The organism is Halomicrococcus pelagicus (assembly GCF_051917725.1).
Taxonomy (GTDB): Archaea; Halobacteriota; Halobacteria; order Halobacteriales; family Haladaptataceae; genus Halomicrococcus.
In genome coordinates this window covers 86,856-112,261 of record NZ_JBQBLX010000008.1, presented here as the reverse complement: position 1 = coordinate 112,261, position 25,406 = coordinate 86,856, and the positions used below count along the sequence as shown (strand labels likewise).

24 protein-coding genes are annotated in these 25,406 nt (G+C 67.4%); 21 read left to right on the top strand and 3 right to left on the bottom strand.

The features are described 5' to 3' along the window. Positions 1-118: 118 nt before the first annotated feature. From ACTF4R_RS19855 to ACTF4R_RS19830, 6 genes are read left to right on the top strand one after another with little or no spacing between them, the layout of a single operon-like run. A complete protein-coding gene (locus ACTF4R_RS19855) occupies positions 119-742 on the top strand; it encodes an HAD family hydrolase (RefSeq protein WP_440010161.1) in 624 nt (207 codons plus the stop codon). Beyond that, on the top strand, positions 739-1,641 hold the full coding sequence (gene cbiB / locus ACTF4R_RS19850; RefSeq protein WP_440010158.1) for an adenosylcobinamide-phosphate synthase CbiB: 903 nt from the start codon (positions 739-741) through the stop codon (positions 1,639-1,641). Before ACTF4R_RS19855 ends, cbiB begins: the two co-directional genes overlap by 4 nt. Next, a complete protein-coding gene (gene cobS / locus ACTF4R_RS19845; protein WP_440010156.1) occupies positions 1,632-2,372 on the top strand; it encodes an adenosylcobinamide-GDP ribazoletransferase in 741 nt (246 codons plus the stop codon). The genes cbiB and cobS overlap by 10 nt, the downstream gene beginning before the upstream one ends. Continuing rightward, entirely contained in the window at positions 2,372-2,941 is a 570-nt protein-coding gene (locus ACTF4R_RS19840; RefSeq protein WP_440010224.1) for an NTP transferase domain-containing protein, read from the top strand. Before cobS ends, ACTF4R_RS19840 begins: the two co-directional genes overlap by 1 nt. Then, positions 2,938-3,948 carry an aminotransferase class I/II-fold pyridoxal phosphate-dependent enzyme gene (locus ACTF4R_RS19835; RefSeq protein ID WP_440010153.1) on the top strand — a complete coding sequence of 337 codons (1,011 nt, stop codon included), beginning with the start codon at positions 2,938-2,940 and terminating at the stop codon, positions 3,946-3,948. The genes ACTF4R_RS19840 and ACTF4R_RS19835 overlap by 4 nt, the downstream gene beginning before the upstream one ends. Next, positions 3,941-4,639 (top strand): adenosylcobinamide amidohydrolase, encoded by a 699-nt coding sequence (locus ACTF4R_RS19830; protein WP_440010151.1) that lies wholly within the window; start codon positions 3,941-3,943, stop codon positions 4,637-4,639. The genes ACTF4R_RS19835 and ACTF4R_RS19830 overlap by 8 nt, the downstream gene beginning before the upstream one ends. Before the next feature lie 71 nt (positions 4,640-4,710). On the opposite strand, the gene ACTF4R_RS19825 is transcribed toward ACTF4R_RS19830, so the two are convergent. Then, a complete protein-coding gene (locus ACTF4R_RS19825) occupies positions 4,711-4,938 on the bottom strand; it encodes a DUF7576 family protein (RefSeq protein ID WP_440010148.1) in 228 nt (75 codons plus the stop codon). A gap of 386 nt (positions 4,939-5,324) precedes the next feature. On the opposite strand from ACTF4R_RS19825, the gene ACTF4R_RS19820 reads away from it, so the two are divergent. From ACTF4R_RS19820 to ACTF4R_RS19795, 6 genes are all read left to right on the top strand, one after another. Further along, the gene (locus ACTF4R_RS19820; protein WP_440010146.1) at positions 5,325-5,693 is read left to right on the top strand and encodes a rhodanese-like domain-containing protein; all 369 of its coding nucleotides are present in this window, start codon (positions 5,325-5,327) and stop codon (positions 5,691-5,693) included. Between the two features lie 308 nt (positions 5,694-6,001). Beyond that, complete coding sequence (locus ACTF4R_RS19815; RefSeq protein WP_440010144.1) at positions 6,002-6,685, top strand: cob(I)yrinic acid a,c-diamide adenosyltransferase; 684 nt, start codon at positions 6,002-6,004, stop codon at positions 6,683-6,685. Then, positions 6,685-8,172, top strand: coding sequence for a cobyric acid synthase (locus tag ACTF4R_RS19810; protein ID WP_440010141.1), 1,488 nt, complete (start codon positions 6,685-6,687; stop codon positions 8,170-8,172). The genes ACTF4R_RS19815 and ACTF4R_RS19810 overlap by 1 nt, the downstream gene beginning before the upstream one ends. A gap of 70 nt (positions 8,173-8,242) precedes the next feature. Continuing rightward, a complete protein-coding gene (locus ACTF4R_RS19805) occupies positions 8,243-9,592 on the top strand; it encodes a cytochrome P450 (protein WP_440010138.1) in 1,350 nt (449 codons plus the stop codon). Positions 9,593-9,930: 338 nt separating this feature from the next. Continuing rightward, positions 9,931-11,037: an MBL fold metallo-hydrolase gene (locus ACTF4R_RS19800; RefSeq protein ID WP_440010136.1), complete on the top strand. Its 1,107-nt coding sequence runs from the start codon at positions 9,931-9,933 to the stop codon at positions 11,035-11,037. Positions 11,038-11,355: 318 nt separating this feature from the next. Further along, the gene (locus ACTF4R_RS19795) at positions 11,356-12,252 is read left to right on the top strand and encodes an NAD-dependent epimerase/dehydratase family protein (protein ID WP_440010134.1); all 897 of its coding nucleotides are present in this window, start codon (positions 11,356-11,358) and stop codon (positions 12,250-12,252) included. Positions 12,253-12,430: 178 nt separating this feature from the next. On the opposite strand, the gene ACTF4R_RS19790 is transcribed toward ACTF4R_RS19795, so the two are convergent. Next, positions 12,431-13,531, bottom strand: a complete 1,101-nt coding sequence (locus ACTF4R_RS19790) for a nitrilase-related carbon-nitrogen hydrolase (protein WP_440010133.1) — start codon at positions 13,529-13,531, stop codon at positions 12,431-12,433. A 284-nt stretch (positions 13,532-13,815) separates the two neighbouring features. Between ACTF4R_RS19790 and ACTF4R_RS19785 the strand changes: the two genes are divergently transcribed. Further along, entirely contained in the window at positions 13,816-14,784 is a 969-nt protein-coding gene (locus tag ACTF4R_RS19785; RefSeq protein ID WP_440010222.1) for a glycerophosphodiester phosphodiesterase, read from the top strand. Positions 14,785-14,874: 90 nt separating this feature from the next. After that, positions 14,875-15,879: an AI-2E family transporter gene (locus tag ACTF4R_RS19780; protein WP_440010130.1), complete on the top strand. Its 1,005-nt coding sequence runs from the start codon at positions 14,875-14,877 to the stop codon at positions 15,877-15,879. Positions 15,880-15,972: 93 nt separating this feature from the next. On the opposite strand, the gene ACTF4R_RS19775 is transcribed toward ACTF4R_RS19780, so the two are convergent. Beyond that, the gene (locus ACTF4R_RS19775) at positions 15,973-17,499 is read right to left on the bottom strand and encodes a (R)-citramalate synthase (protein ID WP_440010128.1); all 1,527 of its coding nucleotides are present in this window, start codon (positions 17,497-17,499) and stop codon (positions 15,973-15,975) included. A gap of 334 nt (positions 17,500-17,833) precedes the next feature. Here ACTF4R_RS19775 and ACTF4R_RS19770 point away from each other — a divergent pair, with 334 nt between their 5' ends. From ACTF4R_RS19770 to gdhB, 7 genes are all read left to right on the top strand, one after another. After that, on the top strand, positions 17,834-18,982 hold the full coding sequence (locus ACTF4R_RS19770; protein ID WP_440010125.1) for an acyl-CoA dehydrogenase family protein: 1,149 nt from the start codon (positions 17,834-17,836) through the stop codon (positions 18,980-18,982). Positions 18,983-19,031: 49 nt separating this feature from the next. Continuing rightward, entirely contained in the window at positions 19,032-19,196 is a 165-nt protein-coding gene (locus ACTF4R_RS19765; RefSeq protein WP_433631801.1) for a hypothetical protein, read from the top strand. A 148-nt stretch (positions 19,197-19,344) separates the two neighbouring features. Further along, on the top strand, positions 19,345-19,590 hold the full coding sequence (locus ACTF4R_RS19760; protein ID WP_440010123.1) for a DUF7127 family protein: 246 nt from the start codon (positions 19,345-19,347) through the stop codon (positions 19,588-19,590). A gap of 438 nt (positions 19,591-20,028) precedes the next feature. Next, positions 20,029-20,601 (top strand): DUF2238 domain-containing protein, encoded by a 573-nt coding sequence (locus ACTF4R_RS19755; RefSeq protein ID WP_440010120.1) that lies wholly within the window; start codon positions 20,029-20,031, stop codon positions 20,599-20,601. A 192-nt stretch (positions 20,602-20,793) separates the two neighbouring features. Further along, complete coding sequence (locus ACTF4R_RS19750) at positions 20,794-23,655, top strand: bacterio-opsin activator domain-containing protein (RefSeq protein WP_440010118.1); 2,862 nt, start codon at positions 20,794-20,796, stop codon at positions 23,653-23,655. Between the two features lie 82 nt (positions 23,656-23,737). Continuing rightward, positions 23,738-23,887, top strand: coding sequence for a rubrerythrin-like domain-containing protein (locus ACTF4R_RS19745; RefSeq protein ID WP_440010115.1), 150 nt, complete (start codon positions 23,738-23,740; stop codon positions 23,885-23,887). Positions 23,888-23,907: 20 nt separating this feature from the next. Next, entirely contained in the window at positions 23,908-25,197 is a 1,290-nt protein-coding gene (gene gdhB, locus ACTF4R_RS19740; RefSeq protein WP_440010112.1) for a glutamate dehydrogenase GdhB, read from the top strand. Positions 25,198-25,406 lie beyond the last annotated feature (209 nt).

Genomic DNA, 25,406 nt, shown 5'->3' with positions numbered 1-25,406 from the left:
CCGCCGTCGGGCGTCTCCTGGACCGACGGCAGTCGGCTCGACGTCCGACTCCCGGAGACCCGTCCGGAGTGGTGGCGGTCCCCGAGGTTGAAATATCCCACCTTCGTACGGTGTTCCAGTGGCAGTTTCGTTCGATCTCTTCGGGACGCTGGTCGAGGTGACGCCGCCGGACGACCCCGCGCGAGCGGTCGCGACCGAACTCGCTGCGCGGGACGTTCCCGTCCCGTCGGACTGGGAGCGAGCCTACGCCGAACGACACGTCGAGACGGAGTCCGGCGCGGAGCTCTCGCTGGTCGAACACGTCGTCGCGGGGCTCGACAGCCGCGGCGTCGCGGCGTCCGAGGCGGAGGTACGGGCGACGCTCCTCGACGCGTTCGCGACGCCCGTCCGGATGAAGCGGGGGGCTCGCGCCGCGGTCGGTGCCGCCGCCGAACGCGGACCGGTCGGCGTGCTCTCGAACTGCAGCGTCCCGGGCCTCGTCCCGCGCGTCCTCTCGCGGTCGGAGCTCCGCGCCGACGCCTTCGACGCGGTCGTCAGCAGCGTCGACTGCGGGTGGCGGAAACCCGACGAGCGGGCCTTCGAACGCGTCGCCGCTCGACTGAACGTCTCCCCGTCGGAGCTCCGTCACGTCGGCGACGACCCGGACACGGACGGCGGAGCGACCGCGGCGGGTGCGACGAGCATCCTGCTCGAGGACGTGCCGCTGACGGCGGTACCCTCGCACCTGGAGAACGCAGAATGACGCTCGCCGGGGTGGCTGCGGTCGCGCTCGCGTTCGCGCTGGACCGGGCCGTCGGGGAGCCGCCGCGACGACTGCACCCCGTCGTCTGGTTCGGGAGGGCGACGGCGACGGTCGACCGCGACTGGCCGTCTCCCCGGGCGGCGAGCGTCCTCGTCGCGCTGGCGTTTCCGGCGGTCGCCGCGGTCGTCGCCGGACTCCTGGTGTGGCGCGCGGTGGCGGTGCATCCGTTCGTCGGCAGCGCGCTCGCCGGGACGGTCCTCTTCTCGACGACGAGCATGCGGATGCTCCTCGAGACGGCCGACGAGGTCAACGGCGCGACGGAGACGGACCTCGACGCTGCCCGGGACGACCTCCGGGCGCTGGCGGGGCGCGACGCCGCGACCCTCTCGGCGGGCCAGGTGCGGAGCGCGGTCGCCGAGAGTCTCTCCGAGAACCTGGCCGACGGCCTCGTCGCGCCGCTGCTCGCGTTCGCCGCCTGTGCGCCGTTCTCGCTCCCGGTCGCCGCCGGCGCCGCCGCGTGGGTCAAGGCCGTCAACACGCTGGACTCCATGCTCGGCTATCGCTCGAAACCCGTGGGCTGGGCGAGCGCCCGCCTCGACGACGTCGTCATGTGGGTGCCGGCCAGAGCCAGCGCCGTGCTCATCGCGCTCGCGGGAACCGCGACCGGCGGTTTCGGAGCGGTGCGCTCCTGGGCGAGCGAGCCGCCGTCGCCGAACTCCGGCTGGCCGATGGCGACGCTCGCCGCCGCGCTCGGAACGCGCTTCGAGAAGCCGGAGGTCTACACGCTCAACCCCCGCGCACGGCTGCCCGCCGTCGAGGACGTGGAGCGGGGCGTGTGCGTCGTTCGTCGAGCCAGCCTGCTCGCGTACGCCGCGACGGGGGTGGTCGCGTGGTTCTGACCGCGCTCCGCGGCGCGCTCGGGTTCCTGAGTCGGTTGCCGGTCGGCCAGGACCAGGGTGCGTGGGAGGCGTTTCGACGGACGCCCGCGGCGTTCCCGCTCGCCGGATACGTCATCGGTGCGCTTCTCGCGGTGCCGTTCGTCCTCCCGGTCCCCGCGTCGGTCGGCGCCGTCCTGTTCCTCGGGGTCACGTACGGCGTCACGGGCGTCAACCACGTCGACGGCCTCGCCGACCTCGGCGACGCGGCCGCGGTCCACGGTGCCGAGAAGCGTCGTTCCGTGATGAAGGACACGACGGTCGGCGTCGGCGCGGTCCTCGCCGTCGGTCTCGGCGTCGCCGGTCTCGCGCTGGCCGGCCTCGGCCTGGCCCGGCTTCCGCTCGTCGCCGCCCTGTCCGCCGTCGTCGCGGCGGAAGTCGGTGCGAAACTCGGGATGGCAGCGCTCTCGGCGCTCGGGTCGCCCGCCCACGACGGACTCGGGGCGGCGCTCCTCGACCAGACTGTCGGCGGATTCGCCGTCGCGCTCCTCCTCGCGATGCCCGCGGTCGCTCTCGCCCGGCCGGCGGTCGTCGGTGCCGGTTCGGTGAGCGCCGGGCTGGTCACCGCTCTCGGCGTTGGATGGTGGGCCCGGTCGTGGCTCGACGGCATCAGCGGCGACGTCTTCGGGGCCGCGAACGAACTCGCTCGCGTCGTCGCGCTGCACGCGGGGGTGGTCGCGTGGACGCTCTCCTGATGTGCGGTGGCGAGGGGACCCGGCTCGACGCGCCCGTCGAGAAACCGCTGTTCGAGGTCGGCGGCACGCCGATGGTCGACCGGGTGCGAACCGCGCTGGACGACAGTCGCGTCGACGACGTCTACGCCGTCGTCTCCGGGCACACGCCGGCGACGCGCCGGCACTTCGACTCGTCGTCCGTGTCCGTCGTCGACGCGCCGGGCGACGGCTACGTCGACGACCTCGGGTACGCGCTCGAACGTGTCGACCCGCCCGTCCTGACGGTCGTCTCGGACCTCCCGCTGCTCGACGGGGCGGTCGTCGACCGGACGCTCGCCCGCCACGACCACGGCTCGCTGACGACGTGCGTTCCCGCCGTGCTCAAGCGGCGACTCGGCGTCGGTACCGACACGACGTTCACCGCCGGCGGGCGGGAACTCGCCCCGACGGGAGTCAACGTCGTCGGCGAATCGGACGCGGAAACCACACACGTTACCTACGACGCCCGCCTCGCCGTCAACGTGAACCGACAGTCCGACGCCGCGGTCGCGGAGGCGTTCGCGCGAGACGCCGGAGGGGGACGACCGTGAACCCCGACGCCGTCGACGGCGCGGAGCGCGTTCCGCACGGGAGCACCGACGACCCGGCGCTGCTCGACTTCAGCGCGAACACCAACCCACGGACGCCCGACGGCGTCGAGGACGCGTATCGGGACGCGCTGGAGCGGTCGCGGACGTATCCGCCGGACGACTACCCGGCGTACCGTCGCGCGGCGGCCGCGTACGTCGACTGTTCGCCTTACCAGGTCGTCCCGACTCCGGGCGGCCTCGCGGCTATCCGGTTGACCATCGAGACGACCGTCTCCGCGGGCGATTCGGTGCTCGTTCCGTACCCCAGCTTCGGCGAGTACGCCCGCGAGGTGCGCCTCCAGGGCGCCGACGCGGAGTACGTTCCCTACGACCGCGTCCTCGAAACGGACCCGGCCGACTACGCGCTCGTCGTCGTCTGTAACCCGAACAACCCGACGGGCGACGCCTACGACGGTGACCGACTGCGGGCGTACGCGGACCGCTGTCGGGCGGCAGACACGCCGTTGCTCGTCGACGAGGCGTTCCTCGGCTTCACCGACCGGGACTCGCTGGCCGGCCGTCCGGGCGTCGTCGCGGCCCGTTCGCTGACGAAGCTGTTCGGCCTTCCCGGACTGCGCGCCGGCTTCGCGGTCGCGACCGGTTCCGCCAGGGAGCGTCTCGAAATCGCCCGACGGGCGTGGACGCTCGGCACGCCCGCGGCCGACGTCGGCGTCCACTGCATGGACGCCACCGAGTTCGTCGCGGAGACGCGGAAGCGCGTCCGGGACGAGCGCGCCCGGATGCGAGCGTCGCTCGCCGACCGGTTCGACGTCCGTCGCTCCGACGCTCCGTTCCTGCTGCTCGACGTGGGCGAGCGAGACGTCGAGGCGGTCGTGCGACGCGCCCGCGAGCGCGGCGTCGCCGTCCGCGACGCGACGACGTTCCGCGGCCTCGACTCGCACGTTCGCGTGGCGGTTCGGCTCCCGGCGGAGAACGACCGACTGCTCGACGTCCTCGAAGATGTTTGAGTTCACCGTCCGAAACGGGGTGTTGCAGGCCAGTCGGGGCGGAACCCGGTGGTTGAGCAGCGGGTGGGGCGGCGGATACGTCGACGCCGACGCGGCCTACAACGTCTCGGTGCCGGAGGGATTCGAACGGACGGACCTCGACGCCTACATCGGGGAGCGACGCCGAGGGGCGGGGTTCGAACGCGCCGGCCCGACCTTGCTCACGGGCGTCGACTTGCGCCACGCCTGCGGGGCGCGATGCGATGCGGTCGAGGCCGTCGTCACCGCGGGCATCTCGAACCCTGCGGCGCTTTCGACGAGCGGGGACGACGACGGTCCCTCGACCGAGTCCAGCGGGTGGACCCCGGGCACGGTGAACGTGATCCTCGGCACGTCCCGTGCCGTAGACGACGGGAGTCTCGCGACGCTCCTGTCGGTCGCCGTCGAGGCGAAGACCGCGACGATGCTGGCCGAGACCGGATTTCCCGGCACGACCACGGACGCCGTGATCGTCGCGTCCGACCCGGACGGCGAGGCGGCGACCTTCGCCGGGAGCGGGACGCCCATCGGTGCGGCGGCCAGAGCGAGCGTGCGCGACGCCGTACAGGAGAGTCTCCGGTCGCGGTACGCGGCCACGGACCCTCCCGAGTCGGTCGAGGCGGCGGAACACGGCGTACGAACCGACCGGCGCACGGAGACGTTCGAACCCTGAGTTCGCCGTCGAAAGAATAGTCGGCCGCCGCTGACGTGGGGTCCGCGCACGAGTAGCCGTCGTCCGTCCCGTCAGTCGTCGACGTCGACGCCGGACTCGCGTTTCCAGTGCGTACGGCAGTCGCCGGAGCAGAAGTGCATCGTCTCCGTTACGCCGTCCTCCAGGTCGTCGTACACGACCCTGAGGAGTATCGGGTGCGTCGCGGCGATGTCGACCAGGTTCTCACAGTGAGCACAGGCCAGGTACTGGTCTTTCGCGCCGACCTCCGGGAAGTTAGTCGTCGATTCGAGCAGTCGCATGGTGGAAAGAAGGCCTTGCGCAGATAAAACGATAGTGGAAGGTTTCAGGACGTACTCGGCCGGGAATACGGTCGCTCTCCACCGGTGTGGATTCGAGGTCCGAGAGACCGTCTGGACGTGGCGGGGCAGGCATCAGACCCACCACGTCCGCATCTGGCGTTCCGACGGAAGTCGGGTGACAGACACAGTAGATGGCCAGACGCGTTTCTGTACAGGAGGGAGTTGGTATTAGACCCCGGTAATCGTTTTCGTTCGTGAACGGTTTGAACGGTTACCGATTGCCCCGCCCTCCGCTCTCGACGCCTGGAGACGCGGGTGTCCGCTACGAGCCTCGACCGTGGACCGAACGAGAAGGTACTAACGCCTCCAGTGCGATATTGGGTCCAATGAGCAAGATTGGTCCGTCGGAACTCGACGAGAGGCTATCGCGCGACGACGTCTTCGTCCTCGACGTTCGTCCATCGGACGACTACCGCGAGCGACACATCGACGGGAGCTACAACGCACCGGTGTACGACGACCTTCGGAAGGGCGAGACGGAGGCGCTCGACGCTCACCTCGACCGAGTTCCGGAGGACGAACGGGTCGTGACGGTCTGCAAGGCTGGCGTCGTCGCGCGCAAGGCCACGAATCATCTCCAGGAGCGGGACTACGAGGCGGCGACGCTCTCCGGCGGGTTCACGGGGTGGCGCCACTACGAGGACGACACGCTCCTGTACCGCGTCCTGTCGCTCGTCCGAACCGTGACAGGGTAGCCCCACGTCGACTTCCCCTTCTTTCGCTGTGAGCTACTCGTGACGGCCGCCGCCGGCGTGGTCCCCCGATTCGGGAGCGCGGAAAATCGTCCGGGGGAGGCTCCTTCTTCGCCGCCGGGAGGACTGCACCGAACGACTAAAGCCTGGTTGCACTAATCACAGGAGAGGAGGAGTCGACGCGAGAGCTCACGACGAGGGTCGCCGAGAACCGGCGGTCGGGGGCAGCGTTCACGAGAGTCGCCGTCGACTCCAGTCGCTGCCCCGTCGTCGAGAGCGGCACCTACGACCACCACACACACACTTTAACGATGTCACACGACAGTTCCGACGATACCGACCGCGGAGAACGGGCGGAAAGACCACCGGAGGCCAGGGCCGTCGAACCGTCGGCACCGGCGGAGTTCGGTCTGGTCCAGGTCTGGTGGGGCGACGGCAAGGGCAAGACGACTGCAGCGATGGGGATGGGGTTTCGCGCTGCGGGTCACGGCTACCGCGTTCACATGCTCCAGTTCATGAAAGGTGGAGCGTCGAGCGTCGAGGACGTTCGCGGGGAGTACAACGCCATCGGACAGTTCCCCGGCTTCAGCTACGAGAACACGGGCCACTACGGCTGGCACGGGTTCCTCGACGGGTCGGACGACGACGAGCACGCGGCGAAGGCGGAGGCCGGTCTCGCGCGCACCAGAGAGCTCCTGCGGGCGGCCGAAGGGGCGGCCCTCGACGAGCCGCTGGCGCTCGACGCCCCGCCCGAGGAGGGCGTGCACATGCTGATACTGGACGAAATCCTCTACGCGGTGGACCGGGAGCTGCTCGCCCCCGAGACGGTCGTCGAACTCGTCGAATCGAAACCGGACGACCTCGAACTCGTCCTCACCGGTAGCCACGAGCGGCCGGAGTACGTCGTCGAACACGCCGACCTCGTCACGAACGTCCGGAAGGAGAAACACCCGATCGACGCCGGCCAGCGCGCCCGCAAGGGCACCGAGTACTGATGACCGAGACGGTGCTCGTCGCCGGGACCGAAAGCCACGCCGGGAAGAGTACCGTCGCGGCGGGGCTGTGCCGACTGCTCGCGCGACGCGGCGTGACGGTCGCGCCGTACAAGGCCCAGAACATGAGCAACAACGCGCGGGCGGTCGCCGATACCGACGGCGGCTGGGGGGAGATCGGCGTTTCACAGTACGTGCAGGCGCGAGCGGCCGAAACGCCGGCGGACACGGACATGAACCCGGTCCTGCTGAAACCGCGCGGTGACGGGGAGAGTCAACTGGTGATACGGGGCGAAGCCGTCGACCACGTTCCCGCCGGCTCCTACTACGAGACGTACTGGGAGGAGGCGCGTCGGGCGGCCGTCGAGTCGTACGAACGGCTGGCCGACCGCTACGACGTCGTCGTCGCGGAGGGGGCCGGAAGCATCGCCGAAATCAATCTCCGGCACCGCGACCTCGCAAATATCGAGACGGCCCGGTTCGCGGACGCGTCCGTCCTCCTGCTCGTGAACGTCGAACGCGGGGGTGCGTTCGCCAGCCTCTACGGGACGCTGGAACTGATGCCGGACGACGTTCGCGACCGCGTCTTCGGCGCGATACTCACGAAGTTCCGCGGCGACCCGACGCTCCTGGCGTCCGGCATCGACGAGATAGAGGACAGAACGGGCGTTCCGGTTCTCGGCGTGATTCCGTACGACGACCCGGGCCTTCCCGAGGAGGACAGCGTCTCGCTCCCCTCGCCCGGCGAGTCGGCGACGGTCGGCACCGGCGACGACGTCCCGCCGGACCGGTCGGTGACGGTCGGCGTCCCCCGACTCCCCCGAATCTCGAACTTCACCGACCTGACACCGCTGGCGAACGAACCCGGCGTCCGCGTCGCGTATCTCCCGCTCGAAGCGGACTGCGACCGGGTCGACGCCGTCGTCCTTCCGGGAACGAAGAACACCGTCGACGACTTGCTCGCCCTCCGGGACGCCGGCTTCGACGAGCGACTACACGAGTTCACCGGTCCCGTCGTCGGGATATGTGGCGGCTACCAGATGCTCGGCGAGCGCATCACGAACGCAGCGGTCGAGAGCACCGCCGACCACGAGGTCGTGGACGGGTTCGGTCTGCTCCCGGTCGAAACGCGGTTCTCGACCGACAAGCGCGTCGAGCGAGTGACGCGGACGCTCGACGGCGCGGGCCCGCTCGCGGATGCGGACGGAACAGTCAGCGGGTACGAGATTCACATGGGGCAGTCGACGCTCACGCGGCCCGTGGAGCGCCCCGTCGGCGGAGAGAGCGCTGCGACGGACCGCATCCTGGGGACGTACCTCCACGGTCTCTTCGAGAACGAGAACGCTCGAACCGCGTTTCTCGACGCGGTGTTCCGGACGACCGACCGAACGCGACCCGGCGTCGACGCCTCGCATCGGTCGCCGTACGACCGTGCGGCCGACCTGCTCGCGGACAGCGTTCCGGTCTCGGACCTCCCCTGTGACCTCTGAGCGACGACGAGCCTGGCGGAACGAGCAGGGGAATTTATCGACGTCGAACACCGTAGTTCCACACGGAGCGATGTCGACGGAAGCACGGCAACGGGGTCCGGAGGCGGGGATTCGACGACCGCCCGGCCCCGACGGACTACCGGTTATCGGGAATCTTCACCGATTCCTCCGCGGTCAGTTGACGTTCATCGAGACGTGTGCTCGCGAGTACGGCGACGTCGTGTACACGAACGTCGGGCCGATCGAGTCGTACATGGTAGCTCACCCCGAGCAGATCGAGCGCGTTCTCGTGACCGAGGACGACCGATTTCGCAAGGCGGAGATGGGGCAAGGACGGTTGAAGCCGCTGTTCGGCGACGGGCTGGTGGTCAGCGACGGAGAACACTGGCGTCGGCAGCGAACCCGGATGCAACCGGCGTTCCGGCCCGACCGGATCGCGACCTACGCGGAGATCATGGCCGAGCAGGCGGCCGCGGCGGCGACGGCGTGGTCGCCGGGCGAGACGATTCGCGTCGACGAGGAGATGCGACGAATCACGCTGTCGATTCTGGTGCGGTCGCTGTTCGGCACCGACCTCGGCGACCGCGAGGCGGAGATTCGCGAGGCGTTCGAGATGGTGATGGCCCGGTTCGAGGGCGTCAACATGTGGCTTCCCGGATGGGTGCCGACGCCCGCGAACTGGCGGTTCAGGCGCGGCCGAAAACGAATCGACGAGATAGTCTTCGACCTGATCGACGAACGGCGAGACGAGGCCGAAACGCGGGACGACCTGCTGTCGGCGCTGCTTCTCGCCGAAGACGAGCGGGGCGAGCGCATGTCGGACGAGGCCGTCCGCGACGAAGTGGTGACGCTACTCGCGGCGGGCCACGACACGACGGCGCTGGCGCTGACGTACGCGCTGTATCTCGTGGGAACCTCGCCCGATGTCGGCAGGAAACTCCGTGCGGAACTCGATGCGAAACTCGGCGAGCAGGTTCCGACGCTGTCCGACGTCACCGAACTGGAGTACGCGGAAGCGGTCGTTTCGGAGGCGTTGCGGCTGTATCCGCCGACGCACGCGACGGCCCGCGAACCCGTCGAGGACGTCACCGTCGACGGCTACCGGATACCGGCGGACTCGACCGTGTTCCTGCCGCAGTGGATCGCCCACCGGGACGAGCGCTGGTGGACCGACCCCGAGACGTTTCGTCCGGACCGCTGGCTCGACGACGCCAACCGACCGGAGTACGCGTACTTCCCGTTCGGCGGCGGCCCCCGTCACTGTCTCGGTCATCGATTCGCGACCGTCGAAGCACAGGTCGTGCTGGCGACGATCGCCTCCCGGTGGCGTCTCGACCCGGAGATAGACGATCTGTCGGTTCGCCCGGTCATCACGCTCAGACCGACCGAACCGGTTGCGATGACCGTTCGCGAACGGTAGCGTCGGTCGTCTTTTCCGTCAACGCCGGTAGTGCCCGGAAGCGACGCTGGCTCCGGATGAACCGCCTCAGAGCCGAACCCCGAGCCTCCCCGTAGCTTAACTGCAGACGCTACCTCCCCCTCCTCACGGAGCAACGCAGGGAGCGGAGCGACCGAGTAGCGCAGTGGGGGAGGGGATACACCGCCGTCATCGTCTCTCGATTGCTCAGCCACTCCCACGACGCCATCAGCGCGAAGAGAGTGTCGTTCTACGGCCTGGGTTTAAATCTATTGGAAGTATTCTCAGATAGAAACTCTACACTGGCATTAATCCTGACCAAAATAAAATATTTCGCTACAATGTCCGAGAAAAGCCCCGCTGATTTCGGAACGGAAAGACGAGCGTTTCTCAAAGCCGCTGGAGCGACGGGGTTAACGACGGTTGGCATCAGTGGGACAGGCTCGGCGCAGCAACAGCAACCGTCCCCCACTACGGCCGCCCAGGATGACGCGAACGTGTACGTGACCGTCCTCGGTTCGGGTGCGTCCGCATTGAAGAACGGACGGTCATCGGTCGGCTATATCGTCCACATCGAGGGCGAACCGAAGATACTCGTGGATGCCGGCGGCGGAACCGCGTCGGCCATCAGTGAAGCCGAAATCGACATTACGAAACTCGATCTTGTCCTGTTCACGCACCTCCACGTCGACCATTCGGCGGATTTTCCGGCGATTCTCAAAGCAGCCTATCAACAGGGTCGAAATAGCCGTTCGTGGGGAATCTATGGCCCGACCGGTGCCGAAGCCCGCCCAGGGACAGAAGACTGGGTCTCTCGGATGTTCGACGAGACGAACGGCGCATACAGTTACATCCGCGAGTTCGTCAGGCGGTATCTCGGAACGGACGTAAATCTCGAGGCACACGATATTACCGCACCAGTCGATTCGCCCGGGAAGATTCAGACCGTGTACGCTGACGACGGTCTCACCGTCGACGCGGCCCCAACCAAACACGGTTCGATGCCGTCACTCGCCTATCGTGTCTCGTACGAGGGCACGTCGTTCACGTTCACGGGCGACTACAGTTCGAAGCTCGGAAACATCCCCGAACTGGCGACAGAGACCGACATACTGGTGCAGAATCGCTTACTCAAGCCCGAATCAGAAATGAGTAGGTGCGCGCCGAAGCGGGCTCTTCACTCAACACCGAACGAAGTCGGGACGAACGCCCGGAAAGCTGACGCGGGAATGCTCGTCCTCTCGCACGTGAGTCGTGACGAAGTTACTGACCTGCGTGAAGAACTAGGAATCATCACCGACGAGTACGACGGGCCGATAGTCGTTACGGAGGATCTCCTCGACGTGTACCCGAACGGACGTGTTATAGAGACGAAAGCGAATCCCGAAACTGGGACGCCGAAGGACAACGGCGACGATCTCCTGTTCCTTCCCAACGCAGATCCATGAACGCGGTGTAGAGCCTCTCTCTGGCGGTGAGCTTCGGTGCCCCGGCGACTTACATTCATCCGCTATCGGATGTTCGAGAAATCCGTCACGGAGATTTCCTCCCGTGGGATGGCAACTGTACGGGAAGTACAGTTCCGGCGTCGAGCGGACCCTGCGTTTCGTTCGGCCGACCCGAGTTCGAGCGGACCGGCGGAGCCTGGCACGCCGGTCTCGAAGCAGTCGTCGCGCTGACCGCGTTCTACGGCGCGACGGTACTGTCGTCGGGCTCTGACGGGCGCGGGCCGGGGTGCTTTAGGCCCGTGAGGAGCCATACGGACCATGACCGAGACGGTCGCCGTCACCGGAGGAAACGGCCGCGTCGGGCGGAGCGTCCTCGCCCACCTGAACGAGGAAGGCTACCGAACCGTCGACCTCTCTCGGGGCAAGCGAGAGGAGGAACGCGCCGACGTCTACCTCACGACCGACCTCCTGGAGGCGGGCGAGGTCTACGGTTCGCTGGCGAAGAGCCACGCCGACGCGGTCGTACACCTCGGGATGATTCCGACGCCGGACGAGACGCCGGGGCATCGGACCTACGAGAGCAACGTCATGTCCAGCTACCACGTGCTGGAGGCCGCGGGAGCGCTCGGAATCGACACCGTGACGCTGGCGTCGAGTTTCAGCGCCATCGGCGGCGGATTCGAGCCCGAGACCGTCACCGTGGACTACCTGCCCGTCGACGAGGACCACCGCCTCACGCCGTCGAACCCCTACGGAGTGGGGAAGCAGACGCTCGAAGTCGCCGCGGACGGGTTCGCCCGTCGCACCGACGACCGACCGCGGACCATCACCTCCCTGCGGTTTCCGTGGGTCGTCGACGACGACCTGGCCCGCGAGACGTTCGTCGAGGCCGACCGTACCCTGGCGGGGATGCGCGAGTCGGCCCACTTCCACACCCAGCGCAACACGCTGTTCACCTACGTCCACGCGTCGGACGCGGTCGACCTGGTGCGCCGGACCGTCGAGGCCGACTTCGACGGACACGAGCGCGTCTGGGTGTCGGCACCCGACACGAGCGCCGAGACCTCCAGCCGGGAGATCGCCGCGGAGGTCTTCCCGGACGTCGAGATTCGCGGCAGTCTCGAAGCGCACGAGTACGCGCCGCTTGTCGACACCGCGAAGGCTGAGGAGCTGTTCGACTGGGACCCCGAGTGGAGCTGGCGTCGCCTGTCCTGACCGTTTCCCGCCGAAACGCGGGACGCGTTTCTCGAAGGACGTCTCCACGCACGTCTGCCGAGGATTCACCCCGTCTACGCCGCGAAGCTCGTAGCGGGAGCGCCGTCCATTCTCCTCCTGGGTTCCACGGGCGAGGAGCTGGATTTCACCGACCCCTGCCGGGAGAGCGGGACCTGGACTACTCGGACGACTCGTCTTCGCGCTCGTGGTACGGCGGCACCCAGATGTCCCGGTCGACCATCTCGTCGATGCGCGCCTGCGTCACCTCCTCGGCGTACTCGTCGTGGTGCGGCGGCTGCTCGTCGAGATACCGGTTCTTCGGGTAGAGCTCACGGTCGTACACGACCTGACAGAGTTCGGTGCGGAGGTCTTTCAGCCAGTTCGTGAGCGGCGAACTCGTTCGGTACTCGCGGAGGCCCTCGACGTCTATCGGCGCACCGACGTACGAGGAGCCGGCGCCGTAGTCGTGTTCCGCGACGACGTCGCCCCGATAGTCGACGACCATCGACCCGCCGCCGAACGTGTCGACGGGCGTCTCCTCGTCCGGCGTCAGATAGTAGGTGCCGAGGTTCGGAGCGACGACGTAGGCGGTGTTGTCGAGTGCGCGGGCGCGGTTCTGGACGCGCCACCCGTCGTTGGCCACGAGCGGTTCCGGACAGGAGATGCGACAGACTATCTCCGCGCCGTTCATCGCGAGACCGCGGACGTACTCGGGGTAGGCACCCTCGATTGCCAGCGAGATGCCGATGCGGCCGATGTCGGTGTCCGCGACCGGGAAGAACGCGTCGAGGTCGTCCCCGTGTTCGTCGACCCACGCGTCCCACACGTCGTGCGGACTCACCGACCGCTCGACGGGCAACAGCGGCGTCACCTTCCGGTGCTTCATGACGAGCCCGTCGTCGGGACTGATGACGAACGCCGTGTTGAAGAACTTGTTCGGGAACTTCGAGCCCGCTCGCTCCTTCGCCGACGCGACGATGTACGTCTCGAACTCCTTCGCGTACTCACAGAGCGTGTCCGTCTCGTCGCCGGGGACGTCGATGGCGATCTCGTCCGCGTACGTCGCGTGGTCCATGTCGAAGACCTCGTCGGTAAACCCCTGCAGCGCGCCCTCGGGGACGACCGCGAGCTTCACCGGCAGTTCCAGGCTGCTGAGCCAGGTCGCCGCCTTGAGGTTGTCGTGGATGTGGTCGAGGTTCTTCTGGATGTCGCTGCGCTCCGTCGCGCCCCAGACGGTCGGCGAGAGACCGACCGCCGCGTACTGTTCTATCTTGGCCATGCAGGTACAGATACGACCATGACATGGCATGACTTAACGTTAGTGTCGATTCTCGACGAACGAACCGTCCTACCCCGTATCCGCCGCGTCCGAACTGCTCCGGAGAGCAACGTAGCCCGCTCCCTCGTACGTCGATGTATATAGGACGTATTTGCATATTTTAATTAAATATATAGAAAATACAAAGGCATTAGTCGGTGCGAAGAGCAGCATCAGTCGTAATGCCCGAACATGACAACGGTCACGGAACCCAGAACCCAGTCGAAACTCCCGACGCGGCCAGCATGAAGCGACGGACGTTCGTCGCCGGCGCAGGTGCAGCGGCCGTCGGCGCGACGTTCGACGCCGGCACCGCGGACGCCCGGGAGACGTCCGGCGGGGCGACCCACGACCGGGACGACGCGAGTCCGGCGATCATCGCCCACCGCGGGTACGCCGGCATCTACCCGGAGAACACGGTCGGCGCGGTCGCCGCCGCTTCCCGAGGGGGACGTAGCGACGACGCGGCGACGCGCGGTGCGGACATGATAGAAATCGACGTGGTTCCCACCGGCGACGGCGACGTGGTGGTGTTCCACGACTCCCGACTCTCGGAGCGCGACGGCGGGGAGCGTGGGCTCACCGACGAGAGCGGCGTCGTCTGGGAGACGTCCACCGACGTCGTCACGAGCGCCGAGGTCCTCCGGAGCGGCGAGACCGTCCCCCTCCTGACCGACGTGCTGGACGCGATTCCGCCGAGCGTCGGCGTCAACGTCGAGTTCAAGAACCCCGGCTCGTTCGACCTCGAATTCGCGTCGAAGCTGTCCGGAGAGGCCCTCGAAGCGCAGAAAGACGTCTGGCGACCGTTCACCGAGGACGTACTCGCCATCGTCGACGACTACGAGAACGACGTCCTCGTGTCGTCGTTCTACGAGGCGGCCCTCGCCACCGTGCGCGAGCAGTCTACCCTTCCGGTCGCGCCGCTGCTCTGGGACTCCATCACCGACGGCCTCGACATCGCCCGGACGTACGACGCCGAGGCGGTCCACCCGCCGTACAACATGATCCAGGACACGCCGTTCTACGCCGACTCCTACTACACGGAGGGCTCCGACTGGGCGGACGTCGACCTCCTCGCGGTCGCTCACGAGGAGGGGCGAGACGTGAACGTCTACACGCTCGGCACGTGGTTCCAGGCCGAGCGGCTCGCGGCGGCCGGCGTCGACGGCCTCATCGCGGACTATCCGGGACTCCTCGGCTTCGGTACGCGGTAGTTCCCTCCCGACGAACGCCTCGGAGAGACGGCGACCACGTTCGGCTCTCCCCCACAACGCCTTCGTCCGTTCGAGGGTACGTCTTCGCGTATGGACGGTCGAACGGCGTTCGCGTGGATACTGGTGGCCGTACTGGCGGTGATTACCTGGCTCCTGGTGCAACCGTTCCTCTCGTGGTTGCTCGCGACCGGACTCCTCGCGTTCGTCTGCTTTCCCCTCCACCGACGGCTCGAGGACCGCATCGGACCACGTCTCTCCGCGGGACTGCTCTCCGTCCTCGTCGTGCTCGTCGTCGTCGTTCCCCTGGCGCTCGGCGTGAACGCGGCACTGGAGCAAGGAACCGCTCTCCTGGAGGGCGTCTCCCGGGCGAGGATACTCCGGCAACTGGAGAACTTTCTCGGACGATACGCGGGCATCTCCGTCCCCGTTCAGTCGTACGCTCAGCAGGGGGTCGAACGATTGGGGGACTACGTGAGCGGTCGCGCATCGACCATTCTCAGCGCCGGGCTCCACGCTTTCATCGGATTCCTGCTGCTGGTGTTCGTCTTTTACTACCTCCTCAAGGACGGCCACCTGTTCGTCCGGTGGCTGCGGGAGATGACGCCACTCGAACCGGCCGTGCGCGACGAACTGTTCACGTCGGTGAACCACATGGTCTGGGCCGTCCTCAAGGGCCACGTCCTCGTCGCGATAGTCCAGGGGCTCGTCGCGGGCGTCAGCCTGTTCCTCACCGGCGTCCCCGAGGCCCCGCTCCTCACCCTCGCGATGATGTTTCTCGCTATCGTCCCCGTCATCGGCGTCGCACCGGTTCTCGGCGGTGCGGTCGTCTACCTCTTCTCGACCGGCCAGGTGCTGTCCGCGGCGTTCGTCGTCGTCTGGGGGATGACGTCCGTCGCCGTCACGGACGACTACCTCCGAGCGCTGATAATCGACCGGGAGTCGGAGATGCACTCGGCGGTCATCTTCGTCGGCGTCGTCGGCGGGACGTATCTCCTCGGAGCGATGGGGTTGTTCGTCGGACCGATTCTCATCGGCCTCTTCAAGACGTGCGTCGAAGTGGTAGGAGGGTACTACGGTGTCGTTCATCGCTCGTGACGGCCGGCGGGAGCTCCGTCGTCACCGTCTTCGACGGCGACTCCCCGCCTCACCGAGCTGGCGGGCGGCGGGCCCCTGCGAGGTCGGGCGCGCTCACGCGACGGTAGCCGGAGTCGCGTCGTCCGCGAGCAGGCGATCGAACGCGTCGAGCATCGCCTCGACGCTGGCACGGGTGATGTCGGCGTCGCTCGCGTCCATGGTCACCGACCGGTCGCCGCGGGACACCTCGACCGCGACGGTGACGAGCGCGTCCGTTCCGCCGGTGATGGCGTCGACGTGGTAGGATTCGAGCGTCGCGTCGATGTCGAGCGCTTTCCTGGTGGCGGTGATGGCGGCGTCGACGGGGCCGCTCCCGACCCCGCTGGCAACGCGCTCGTCCCCGTCGACGGCCAGGCGAACGCTCGCGGTCGGCGTCGTACCGCCACTCGTGGCGGTGAGGTCCCGCAGTTCGACGCGCCGGTCGCGCTCGCGGCCCCGTACCTCGTCGGCGATGGCGAGCAGGTCCGTGTCCGTGACCCGTCTGCCTCTGTCGCTGATCGCCTTTATCTGGTCGACGATGGCGCCGAGTTCGTCGTCGTCGACGTCGACGCCGTGTTCGTCGAGCGCGGCGCGCACGCCGGCCCGCCCGGCGTGCTTTCCGAGGACCAGCCGTCGTTCTCGGCCCACGGTCTCCGGCGGGTACGGCTCGTACATCGCGTCGTCTTTGAGCGTGCCGTCGGTGTGGATGCCCGACTCGTGCGTGAACGCGTTCTCGCCGACGACGGCCTTGTTCGGCGCGAGCGGGACGCCGGTCGTCGTCGCGACCGTCTGTGCGAGGTCGTAGAGTCGTTCGGTGTCGACCGTCTCGACGTCGTAGCCGTGGGCGAGCGCTATCGCGACCTCTTCGAGCGCGACGTTGCCCGCGCGCTCGCCGATGCCGTTCACGGTCGCGTGAACGAGGTCCGCCCCGGCCGCGACGCTCGCGAGCGCGTTCGTGACCGCGAGTCCCAGGTCGTCGTGGGTGTGGGTGCTCGTCGGTCCGAGCGCGGCGAGTCGGGAGACGACGTCGAGGGTGCGGTCGGGCGTCGCGTGGCCGACCGTATCGCAGTAGCAGATGCGGTCGGCGCCGGCGTCGAGGGCCGCACCCATCAGTCGCTCGAGGAAGTCGAGGTCGGCACGCGAGCCGTCCTCGCCGAGTACCTCCAGCCAGAGACCGTGGTCTTTGGCGTACTCGGTGAGTTCGACGGTGGTCTCGACGACCTCGTCGCGGGTGGTGCCGACCTTGCCCTCGATGTGTCTGTCGCTCGCTGGGACGACGAGGTTGACGCCGTCGACGCCGCAGTCGAGGGCGAGGTCGACGTCTCGTTCGACGCCGCGGGCGAAACTGGTCACCGTCGCGTCGAGGCCGAGGTCGGCGACGCGGGTAATCGTCTCTCGTTCGCCCGCGCCCGTACACGCGCTGCCGGCCTCGACGACACTGACGCCGGCGGTGTCGAGCTTCCGGGCGATGTCGGCCTTCTCCGCCGGCGTCAGCGAAACGCCGGGCGCCTGTTCGCCGTCGCGGAGGGTCGTGTCGAGGAACTGTACGTCAGAATCGGAGAGGGGAGTTGTTTCGGGGGAGCCCCCGAATAAATCGACCACTGGTCATGATATCCATCCGAGCGTGGGAGCCGCACGCATATAACCCAACTGTGTCTGGCAGATATTGCGTGTCAACGACCGCGAACGAGACCGTGAGGTTGCGGTCGTCCGTGGCGTCCTCCTCTGCTGGTGCTGGCTCCGGCCTCACCCCGTCGACCACTTCCGAACTTTGAACATCGTACGAATCGCACGATTCTCAGTGCGATTCGTCGGTCCGAACCGTCCATTACTGGAAGCCTCCTACGCATCGTGAGATTCGCAGGATTCGGAGACTCGCCGAAACGAGCGGGTCCGCCGACAGCACCGTTTAGTGATTGTGGGACGGAGGTGTCGCATGGAACTGCTGGACGACTCCATCGTCCCCGAGGAGGCCCGTGCGGTGAAAGCGGACGCCCGTGAGTTCGCCGCCGAGTACATCGCACCGAACGCCGAGGAGTACTTCCGGAGTGGCGACTACCCGTGGGACGTCCTCGAAGCGGGACAGGAGGCGGGGCTGGTCGCCCAGGACCTCGGCTCCGAGGTGGGCGGTCGCGGGCTGAGCCTGGAGCAGACGCTCGCCATCGCGGAGGAGTTCTTTCGGGCGGACGCCGGAATCGCGCTCACGCTCCAGTTGGCGAGCTTCGGCGGTGAAATCGTCGAGAAGTACGGGAGCGAGGAGCAGAAAGAGGAGTATCTCCGTCCGGTCGCCGAGTGCGAACAGATCACCGGTCTCGCCGTGTCCGAGCCCGACACCGGCAGCGACCTGGCCGGGATGAGTACGCGAGCCGAGCGGGACGGCGACGAATGGGTGCTCGACGGCGAGAAGTACTGGATCGGCAACGCCGTCGAAGCCGACTGGCTGACCCTCTACGCGAAGACGGACGACTCCGACGACCGGTACTCGAACTACTCGATGTTCATCGTCCCCACGGACGCCGACGGCTACGAGGCCGAACACGTCCCCGAGAAGATGGGGTTCCGCGCGTCGAAGCAGGGCCACATCGTCCTCGACGACTGCCGCATCCCCCAGGAGAACCTCGTCGGAACGGAAGGCACCGGATTCTACATGCTCGCCGAGTTCTTCAACCACGGCCGGGTTATCGTCGGCGGTCACGGGCTGGGTCTCGCGGCGGCGGCCATCGAGGAGGCCTGGGAGTTCGTCCACGACCGCGAGGCGTTCGGCCGCGACGTCAGCGAGTTCCAGGCCGTCCAGCACGACCTCGCGGACATGCTCGTCGAGTTCGAACGCGCACGGGCGCTCAACTGGCGAGCCGCCAAGAAGGTCGCCGACGGGGACGACACTGGCTACTGGGCCGCCCTCGCCAAGACGACCGCCACCGAGGCCGCCGTCGAGTGCGCCGAACGGGGGATGCAACTCCACGGCGGACGTTCGATCCTCACCGACCGCCGCATCGCACGGGTCTACCGCGACGTCCGCGTCCCCGTCATCTACGAGGGCGCGAACGCCGTCCAGCGCAATCTCATCTACCGCCAGCGACCGTAACGCCCTCGACGCCGGGTGGTTTATTCTGCTCCGTCGATTACTTTCGCGTATGTCACCGACGACCTACACCTGCACCTGTGGGGCCGTCCTCCAGTTCAAACAGGACCTCACGAGGGAACAGGCGGAGGTCTATCCGACCTGGAAGTGCAAACACTGCGGGACGCCGGTTCCCGGCACGGTGGCCGAGCAGATCAAACACCAACACCCCTCCTGAGCGTTCCGTATCGGGCGTCGGCGACTGCTCACCGCGGCCTCGAAGCTTTCTTCACCGGGTCCGCGACGCCCCACCGGGCCGTCGTCCGACAGGCGGCGTTTCGTTCCGGGGGCGTGGGACTTACACGTCCGAGACGCCAAAACCGAGCGTGGAAGTACCACGTTCACTCGAAACCATGGCCGGCCTGGAGGAGGCCGTCACGACGACCCACCGCGACTACGAGGGCGGCGGCGTCATCGCCGTCGACTTCGGTCCGGCTGCCGGAGAGCCGGCAGTCGACGTCGTCGGGGAGACGGCAATCGTCGTTCTGGACGACGACCAGTTCGAGTTCGAAATCCCCGGCACTGCGAGCGTCGTCGACGTCAACAACGGCGTTCTCACCCTCGCCGAGTAACTCCCTCGCGCCCCGCGAGACGTCCAGCGACGAACCGTACGAGTACCGTCGAACCCCGTTTTCGCGGCCGGGTGGTGTCGCGTCGGTCGCCGTTCTCCGTCGACACGGAGGAAAGCTGTGAGCGGTACCGCTCGCCAGCAACAGCAGACGTATCGACCGGCAGTCTGGCGGTCTGGCCGTCGCAGGCGGTGTCACGACGGCTCCAACGACCGAAACGAGGGCGTCGACGCTGTCGTCGCTTTCGACCCTGCGGAGTCGTCGCTGCCGTCGACGGTCGGGACGACCGGTCACCGGGAGCGGTTTCGTTCTCCGCCGGAGGTGCGCGCCCGAACGCGCGGGTTCCGTGATGTCGATAGGGACGCCCACGAGCGTGCCGTAACGACCGGAAACGGGAATCTATTTCCCGGACCGCTCCCTTACGACTGGTGACCTAGACCCGTGACGGTAACCACCCAGACGTCGATAGTGCAGGAGACCGAACGTGGAATCAGGTACGGGATTTTCGCCGTGTTCGTCGTCGGGCTCCGTCGACGGAACGCGGGCGCGGTCGTGAACGCCGTGCTCGCGCTGGCGGCCACGTACCTCCCCGGTGTCGTCGAACGCCGGTACGACGTCGCGCTCCAGCCCTGGCAACGCGTGTACACGCAGTCGGCGATGCTCACGCACGCCGTCGGGATGCTCGGCCCGTACGACGACACGTGGTGGTGGGACCACCTCACCCACACGCACTCGGCGACCCTCCTCGGCGGGCTCGTCCACGTCGCCGCCCGCCGCCGCGGCCGCGACCCGCAGCCCCGCGTCGTCGCTTCCGTCCTCGGCGTCGGCGTCCTCTGGGAACTCATGGAGTACGCGATTCACGGGGTCGCGCGGCGACTCGACCTCGAACCTATCCTCCTTCCCTACGGTGCGGTGGACACCGCTCTGGACCTCCTTTTCGACCTCCTCGGCGCGCTCCTCGTGCTCGCGTTCGGCGACGACCTCCTCCGGAATCTCGTCCGGTCGTCCGACTGAACTACGGGCCACGTCGCCTCGTTTTCGGGGAACGTCGAGGACGGACGCACGTTCGAGCGAGGGAGTCGCCCGTGCCGGCACGGAGTCGACCGCGGACGAAGGGTGGAGGCGGCCGACGAGACGGGACCGGTCACCGCGTACTGGCACGGGTGAGACGTGAATTTTATCGCAGTGAAGGCCAAAGCCGTCCCGATGGACAGGACGCCGCTCCCCCGTACGTCCGTGGGCGACATCGAGATCCTCCTCGTGGGACCGGACGCGTGGCAGCAGACCGTCCGCCCGGCCTTCGACGATTCGGCGACCGTCGTTACGGAGTCCGTACGAACCGGCGAGCAGGCGATGACGGCGGTGACCGACGAGACGAGGACGGTCGACTGCGTCGTCAGCGCCGAGCGCCTCGACGACGGCACGGGACTCGACCTGCTGCATGAGATGCGAGCGCGAGCGATCCCAACCGCGTTCGTCCTGGCGCCGAGAGAGAGCAGCGAGTCGCTGGCTCGCCGAGCGGTCGAGCGAGACGTTGCCGACTACGTCCCGGTCGACACGAGTCCGGACGGCCTGCAGCGACGATGCCGGCAGGCAGTGCAGCGACGGCGAGCAGAGCGACGCCGGAGCGCCGAAGCGAGTCAGTTCGAGGCGTTCTTCACGGACCCGTCTCGGTTCGTGGCGGTTCTGGACCCGGACGGCACCGTCAGGCGCGTGAACGACGCTGGACTGGGGTATCTCGGTCTCTCCGAGCAGGCCGTGCTCGGGAAACGGTTCTGGGCGCTCCCGTGGGCCGACAGCCACACGTCGCGCCGACAGGTTCAGCGAGCGGTCCGGGACGCCAGAACCGGTACGTACACCGAGTTCGAGGCCAGTCTCGCCGGTGACGAAGCGAAGTTCGAGTTCACGGTTCGTCCGGTCGGCGACGGAGACGTCTCCTCGCTCGTCGTCGAAGGCCACGACCTCGAAGAACGCGCCCGTCTCGAGGAAGAGCTCCGGGAGTCCGAGGAGCTCCACCGCGTCACGCTGAACAACATGACGGACACGGTCCTCATCACCGACGACCAGGGCGAGTTCACGTACGTCTGTCCGAACGTACACTTCATCTTCGGCTACAGCGTCGAGGAGATCTACGAGTTCGGAACGATCGACGCGCTCCTGGGAGAGGACCTCTTCGACAGAGCGACCCTGGAGTCCGAGAGCGTGCTCACCAACATCGAGTGCACGGCGACCGACAAGGACGGCCGCGACCACACGCTACTGGTCAACGTCCGCACGGTCTCGATCCAGGGCGGGACGACGCTGTACAGCTGTCGCGATATCACGAAGCGGAAGAAGCGGGAGGAAGCGCTCACGCAACTCCACCAGACGAGTCGCGACCTGCTCTACGCGGAGACGTATCCCGAGATCGCCGACCGGGTCGTGACGGACGCGAAATCGATCCTGCCGACGGCGGCGACGGCAGTTTACCAGTTCGACCGGGAGGAGAACGTCCTCGCCCCGACGCGGGTGGCCGAAGAACTCGCGTCGCTTCTCGGAACCCTCCCGGCGGTGAGTCTCGACCAGACCAACGCCGTCGAGCGGGCTTTCGTCGGGGAGGAAACCCAGCGCCCTGCCGACGCGGCGTGGGACGACCGGGGACTGTCGCCCCTGTCGGGGCTCGACGATTACATCGCCGTCCCGCTCGGCGGGCACGGCGTCTTCGTGGCCGCGGCGGCGGACGCGGACGTCTTCGACGCGGTGAGCGAGGAGATCACGGAACTGCTGGCGGCGACGACGGAGGCGGCCTTCGACCGGGTGGAGCGTGAAACGGAACTCAGAGAGCGCGACAGGGCGCTTCAGGAGCAGAACCGCCGCCTCTCGCGACTGAACCGGGTCAACGAGTTCATCCGCGAGATCGACCAGGCGCTCGTCAGGGCGGAGACGCGCACGACCATCGAGGAGGCTGTCTGCCAGCAGTTGACGACCGACGACCGGTTCTCGTTCGCCTGGGTCAGCGAGACGACGGCGTCGAACGGGACGCTCCAGGCGCGCACCTGGGCCGGCGACGAACAGGGGTATCTCGACAGCGTGTCCCTGACCCGCGACGCCGACCCGGACGGCGGAGAGCCGACCGTCCGCGCCGCCGAGCGGCGAGAGGCGACGTACGTTTCGAACGTCGCCGACCACCTCAGGTCCGAAGAGTGGTGCAAGGAGGCGGTGTCGCGCGGCTTCCAGTCCGTGTTCGCGATTCCGCTGGTGTACGACGACGTGCTGTTCGGTACGGTCGGAGTCTACGCCGGTCGACCGGACGCGTTCGACGAGATGTCGAGGTCGGTTCTTCGCGAACTCGGCAACACGGTCGCTTCGGCGATCAACGCCGTGCAACGCAAGGAAGCGCTCCAGAGCGACACCGTGGTCGAACTGGAGTACACGATACCGGGGTCGAGCACCGTCCTCGGCCGTCTCGCCGACGCGGCGAACTCCTCGATTACGGTCGAGGGCAGCGTCAGACGCGACGACGAAACGACGCTCGTGTTCGCTCGCGTCGACGACGGCGCGGTCGAAGCGGTCGTCGACGCCGCAGCGGAACTCGTCGGCGTGTCCGGTGCGAACGTGCTCCAGTCGACGGACGACGGAGGACTCGTCGGTCTCCGGGTCCTGGACCCCTTCGTCACGACGGTCCTGGCCGACCACGGAGCGGTGTTGCGATACTTCGAGGCGACGCCGAGGGACGTCCGTGCGACCATCGCCGTTCCCGAGTCGGTGCCGATTCGGTCGATCGACGAGGTCATCACGAATCTCTACGACGCCGCGGAACTGGTCGCACAGCGTACCGAACCGCAGACGCCGGGGAGGGCGTCCCTCTCGGACGACGTGCTCGAAGAACTCACCGACCGACAGCGAGAGGTCGCGCGGATGGCGTATCACAGCGGCTTCTTCGATGCAGACCGGGACGTGACCGGACGTGACGTCGCGGCCATGCTCGACATCTCTCACACGGCGTTCTACGATCACGTTCGCCGGATTCAGCGGAAACTGTTCGTCTCGCTGTTCGAACGGCCCTCGACTCCCGGTGATGTTGAATAGTAAACCGTGACTCTTCGTCTCCCTGTTTACTATTCAACGGGGATGCCCATGTGCCGGCGGCGGTATAGCAAAAATTGCTACCGTGAGTTACCAGGACTGCGGACACGACACCGACGGCGCGTACGAGTACGAGTGTCTCCACTGCGGCACGATTGCGACCGCCACTAGCCACCCTGGCAGTTGCCCCGAGTGTGGAGAGGCGGTTCGCAATCGAGGGATGCCCTGCGAATAACTCGTCGAAGCACCAGGACAATGTCATCGCAAAAACTCAACGACGCCGACGCCGACGTTCACGCCAACCCGGAATCGGCCCTCGAGACCGCTCGTCGGCAACTCTCCGAAGCCGCGACGCAGGTCGACGTCGATAGCGGCGTCATCGAACGGCTAAAACACCCGACGCGAGTCGTCGAGGTGGCGGTCCCCCTCAAGCGCGACGACGGCGAGGTCGACGTCTTCACCGGGTATCGAGCGCAACACGACGACGTTCGCGGTCCGTACAAGGGCGGTCTCCGATACCATCCGGACGTCACGGCAGAGGAGTGCGTCGGTCTCTCGATGTGGATGACCTGGAAGTGCGCCGTGATGGACCTGCCGTTCGGCGGCGGCAAGGGCGGCGTCGTCGTCGACCCCAAGAGCCTCAGCGATGACGAGAAAGAGCGGCTGACGCGGCGGTTCGCGGAAGAGATTCGGGACACCATCGGTCCGAAACGGGACATCCCCGCGCCGGACATGGGTACCGACGCCCAGACGATGGCGTGGTTCATGGACGCCTACTCGATGCAGGAGGGCGAAACCACGCCCGGCGTGGTCACCGGCAAACCCCCCGTAATCGGCGGGAGTCACGGCCGGGAGGAAGCGCCCGGTCGGAGCGTGGCCATCATCGCCCGCGAGGCGGCCGACTACTACGACTACGACCTCGAGGAGACGACGGTCGCGGTCCAGGGGTTCGGCAGCGTCGGCGCGAACGCCGCCCGCCTGCTCGACGACTGGGGCGCGAACGTCGTCGCCGTCAGCGACGTCAACGGTGCCGCCTACGACCCCGGCGGACTCGACACCCACTCCGTCCCGTCGCACGAAGAACAGCCGGAGGCCGTGATGCAGTACGGCGCGCCGAACACGCTCACGAACGAGGAACTCCTGGAACTCGACGTCGACGTGTTGATACCCGCGGCGGTCGGGAACGCGATTACCGCCGACAACGCCAACGACGTCGAGGCCGAAATCGTGGTCGAGGGCGCGAACGGCCCGACGACCGCCGCAGCCGACTCCATCCTCGACGAACGTGACGTCCACGTCATCCCGGACATCCTGGCGAACGCGGGCGGCGTCACCGTCTCGTACTTCGAGTGGCTGCAGGACATCAACCGCCGCCAGTGGTCGCTCGAACGCGTCAACGACGAACTCGAATCCATGATGCTGGACGCCTGGGAGACCGTTCGACGCGAAGTCGAAGCCGGCGATACGAGCTGGCGGCAAGCAGCCTACATCGTGGCGCTCGACCGCATCGGCGAGGCCAAAGAATCCCGAGGGCTCTGGCCGTAGTCGGCCCCAGCACCCGGAAGCGAGCCACAGTTACGGTGGGCGCATCGCACTCGCTTCGCGCGGATGGGTTCGCTTGTTCGAGGCGTCGCGCGATGCGCCGGGTCAGGGGCGGGCAGACGCTAATGGACGCTTCTCCGCGCGTATTCGACATCGCCGTCGACGAGCGCGAGCCGACGCGTCGACGTCCGAAAAAGGAGGGGCACCAGCGC

Excerpts from the sequence above, each read along its gene's own strand:
- ACTF4R_RS19840 (WP_440010224.1), top strand. The coding sequence starts at position 2,372 with ATGTGCGGTGGCGAGGGGACCCGGCTCGACGCGCCCGTCGAGAAACCG.
- ACTF4R_RS19825 (WP_440010148.1), bottom strand. The coding sequence starts at position 4,938 with ATGCGACTGCTCGAATCGACGACTAACTTCCCGGAGGTCGGCGCGAAA.
- ACTF4R_RS19830 (WP_440010151.1), top strand. The coding sequence starts at position 3,941 with ATGTTTGAGTTCACCGTCCGAAACGGGGTGTTGCAGGCCAGTCGGGGC.
- ACTF4R_RS19815 (WP_440010144.1), top strand. The coding sequence starts at position 6,002 with ATGTCACACGACAGTTCCGACGATACCGACCGCGGAGAACGGGCGGAA.
- ACTF4R_RS19785 (WP_440010222.1), top strand. The coding sequence starts at position 13,816 with ATGAAGCGACGGACGTTCGTCGCCGGCGCAGGTGCAGCGGCCGTCGGC.
- gdhB (WP_440010112.1), top strand. The coding sequence starts at position 23,908 with ATGTCATCGCAAAAACTCAACGACGCCGACGCCGACGTTCACGCCAAC.
- ACTF4R_RS19820 (WP_440010146.1), top strand. The coding sequence starts at position 5,325 with ATGAGCAAGATTGGTCCGTCGGAACTCGACGAGAGGCTATCGCGCGAC.
- ACTF4R_RS19795 (WP_440010134.1), top strand. The coding sequence starts at position 11,356 with ATGACCGAGACGGTCGCCGTCACCGGAGGAAACGGCCGCGTCGGGCGG.
- ACTF4R_RS19750 (WP_440010118.1), top strand. The coding sequence starts at position 20,794 with ATGGACAGGACGCCGCTCCCCCGTACGTCCGTGGGCGACATCGAGATC.
- ACTF4R_RS19810 (WP_440010141.1), top strand. The coding sequence starts at position 6,685 with ATGACCGAGACGGTGCTCGTCGCCGGGACCGAAAGCCACGCCGGGAAG.
- ACTF4R_RS19800 (WP_440010136.1), top strand. The coding sequence starts at position 9,931 with ATGTCCGAGAAAAGCCCCGCTGATTTCGGAACGGAAAGACGAGCGTTT.
- ACTF4R_RS19780 (WP_440010130.1), top strand. The coding sequence starts at position 14,875 with ATGGACGGTCGAACGGCGTTCGCGTGGATACTGGTGGCCGTACTGGCG.
- ACTF4R_RS19765 (WP_433631801.1), top strand. The coding sequence starts at position 19,032 with ATGTCACCGACGACCTACACCTGCACCTGTGGGGCCGTCCTCCAGTTC.
- cbiB (WP_440010158.1), top strand. The coding sequence starts at position 739 with ATGACGCTCGCCGGGGTGGCTGCGGTCGCGCTCGCGTTCGCGCTGGAC.
- ACTF4R_RS19805 (WP_440010138.1), top strand. The coding sequence starts at position 8,243 with ATGTCGACGGAAGCACGGCAACGGGGTCCGGAGGCGGGGATTCGACGA.
- ACTF4R_RS19790 (WP_440010133.1), bottom strand. The coding sequence starts at position 13,531 with ATGGCCAAGATAGAACAGTACGCGGCGGTCGGTCTCTCGCCGACCGTC.
- ACTF4R_RS19770 (WP_440010125.1), top strand. The coding sequence starts at position 17,834 with ATGGAACTGCTGGACGACTCCATCGTCCCCGAGGAGGCCCGTGCGGTG.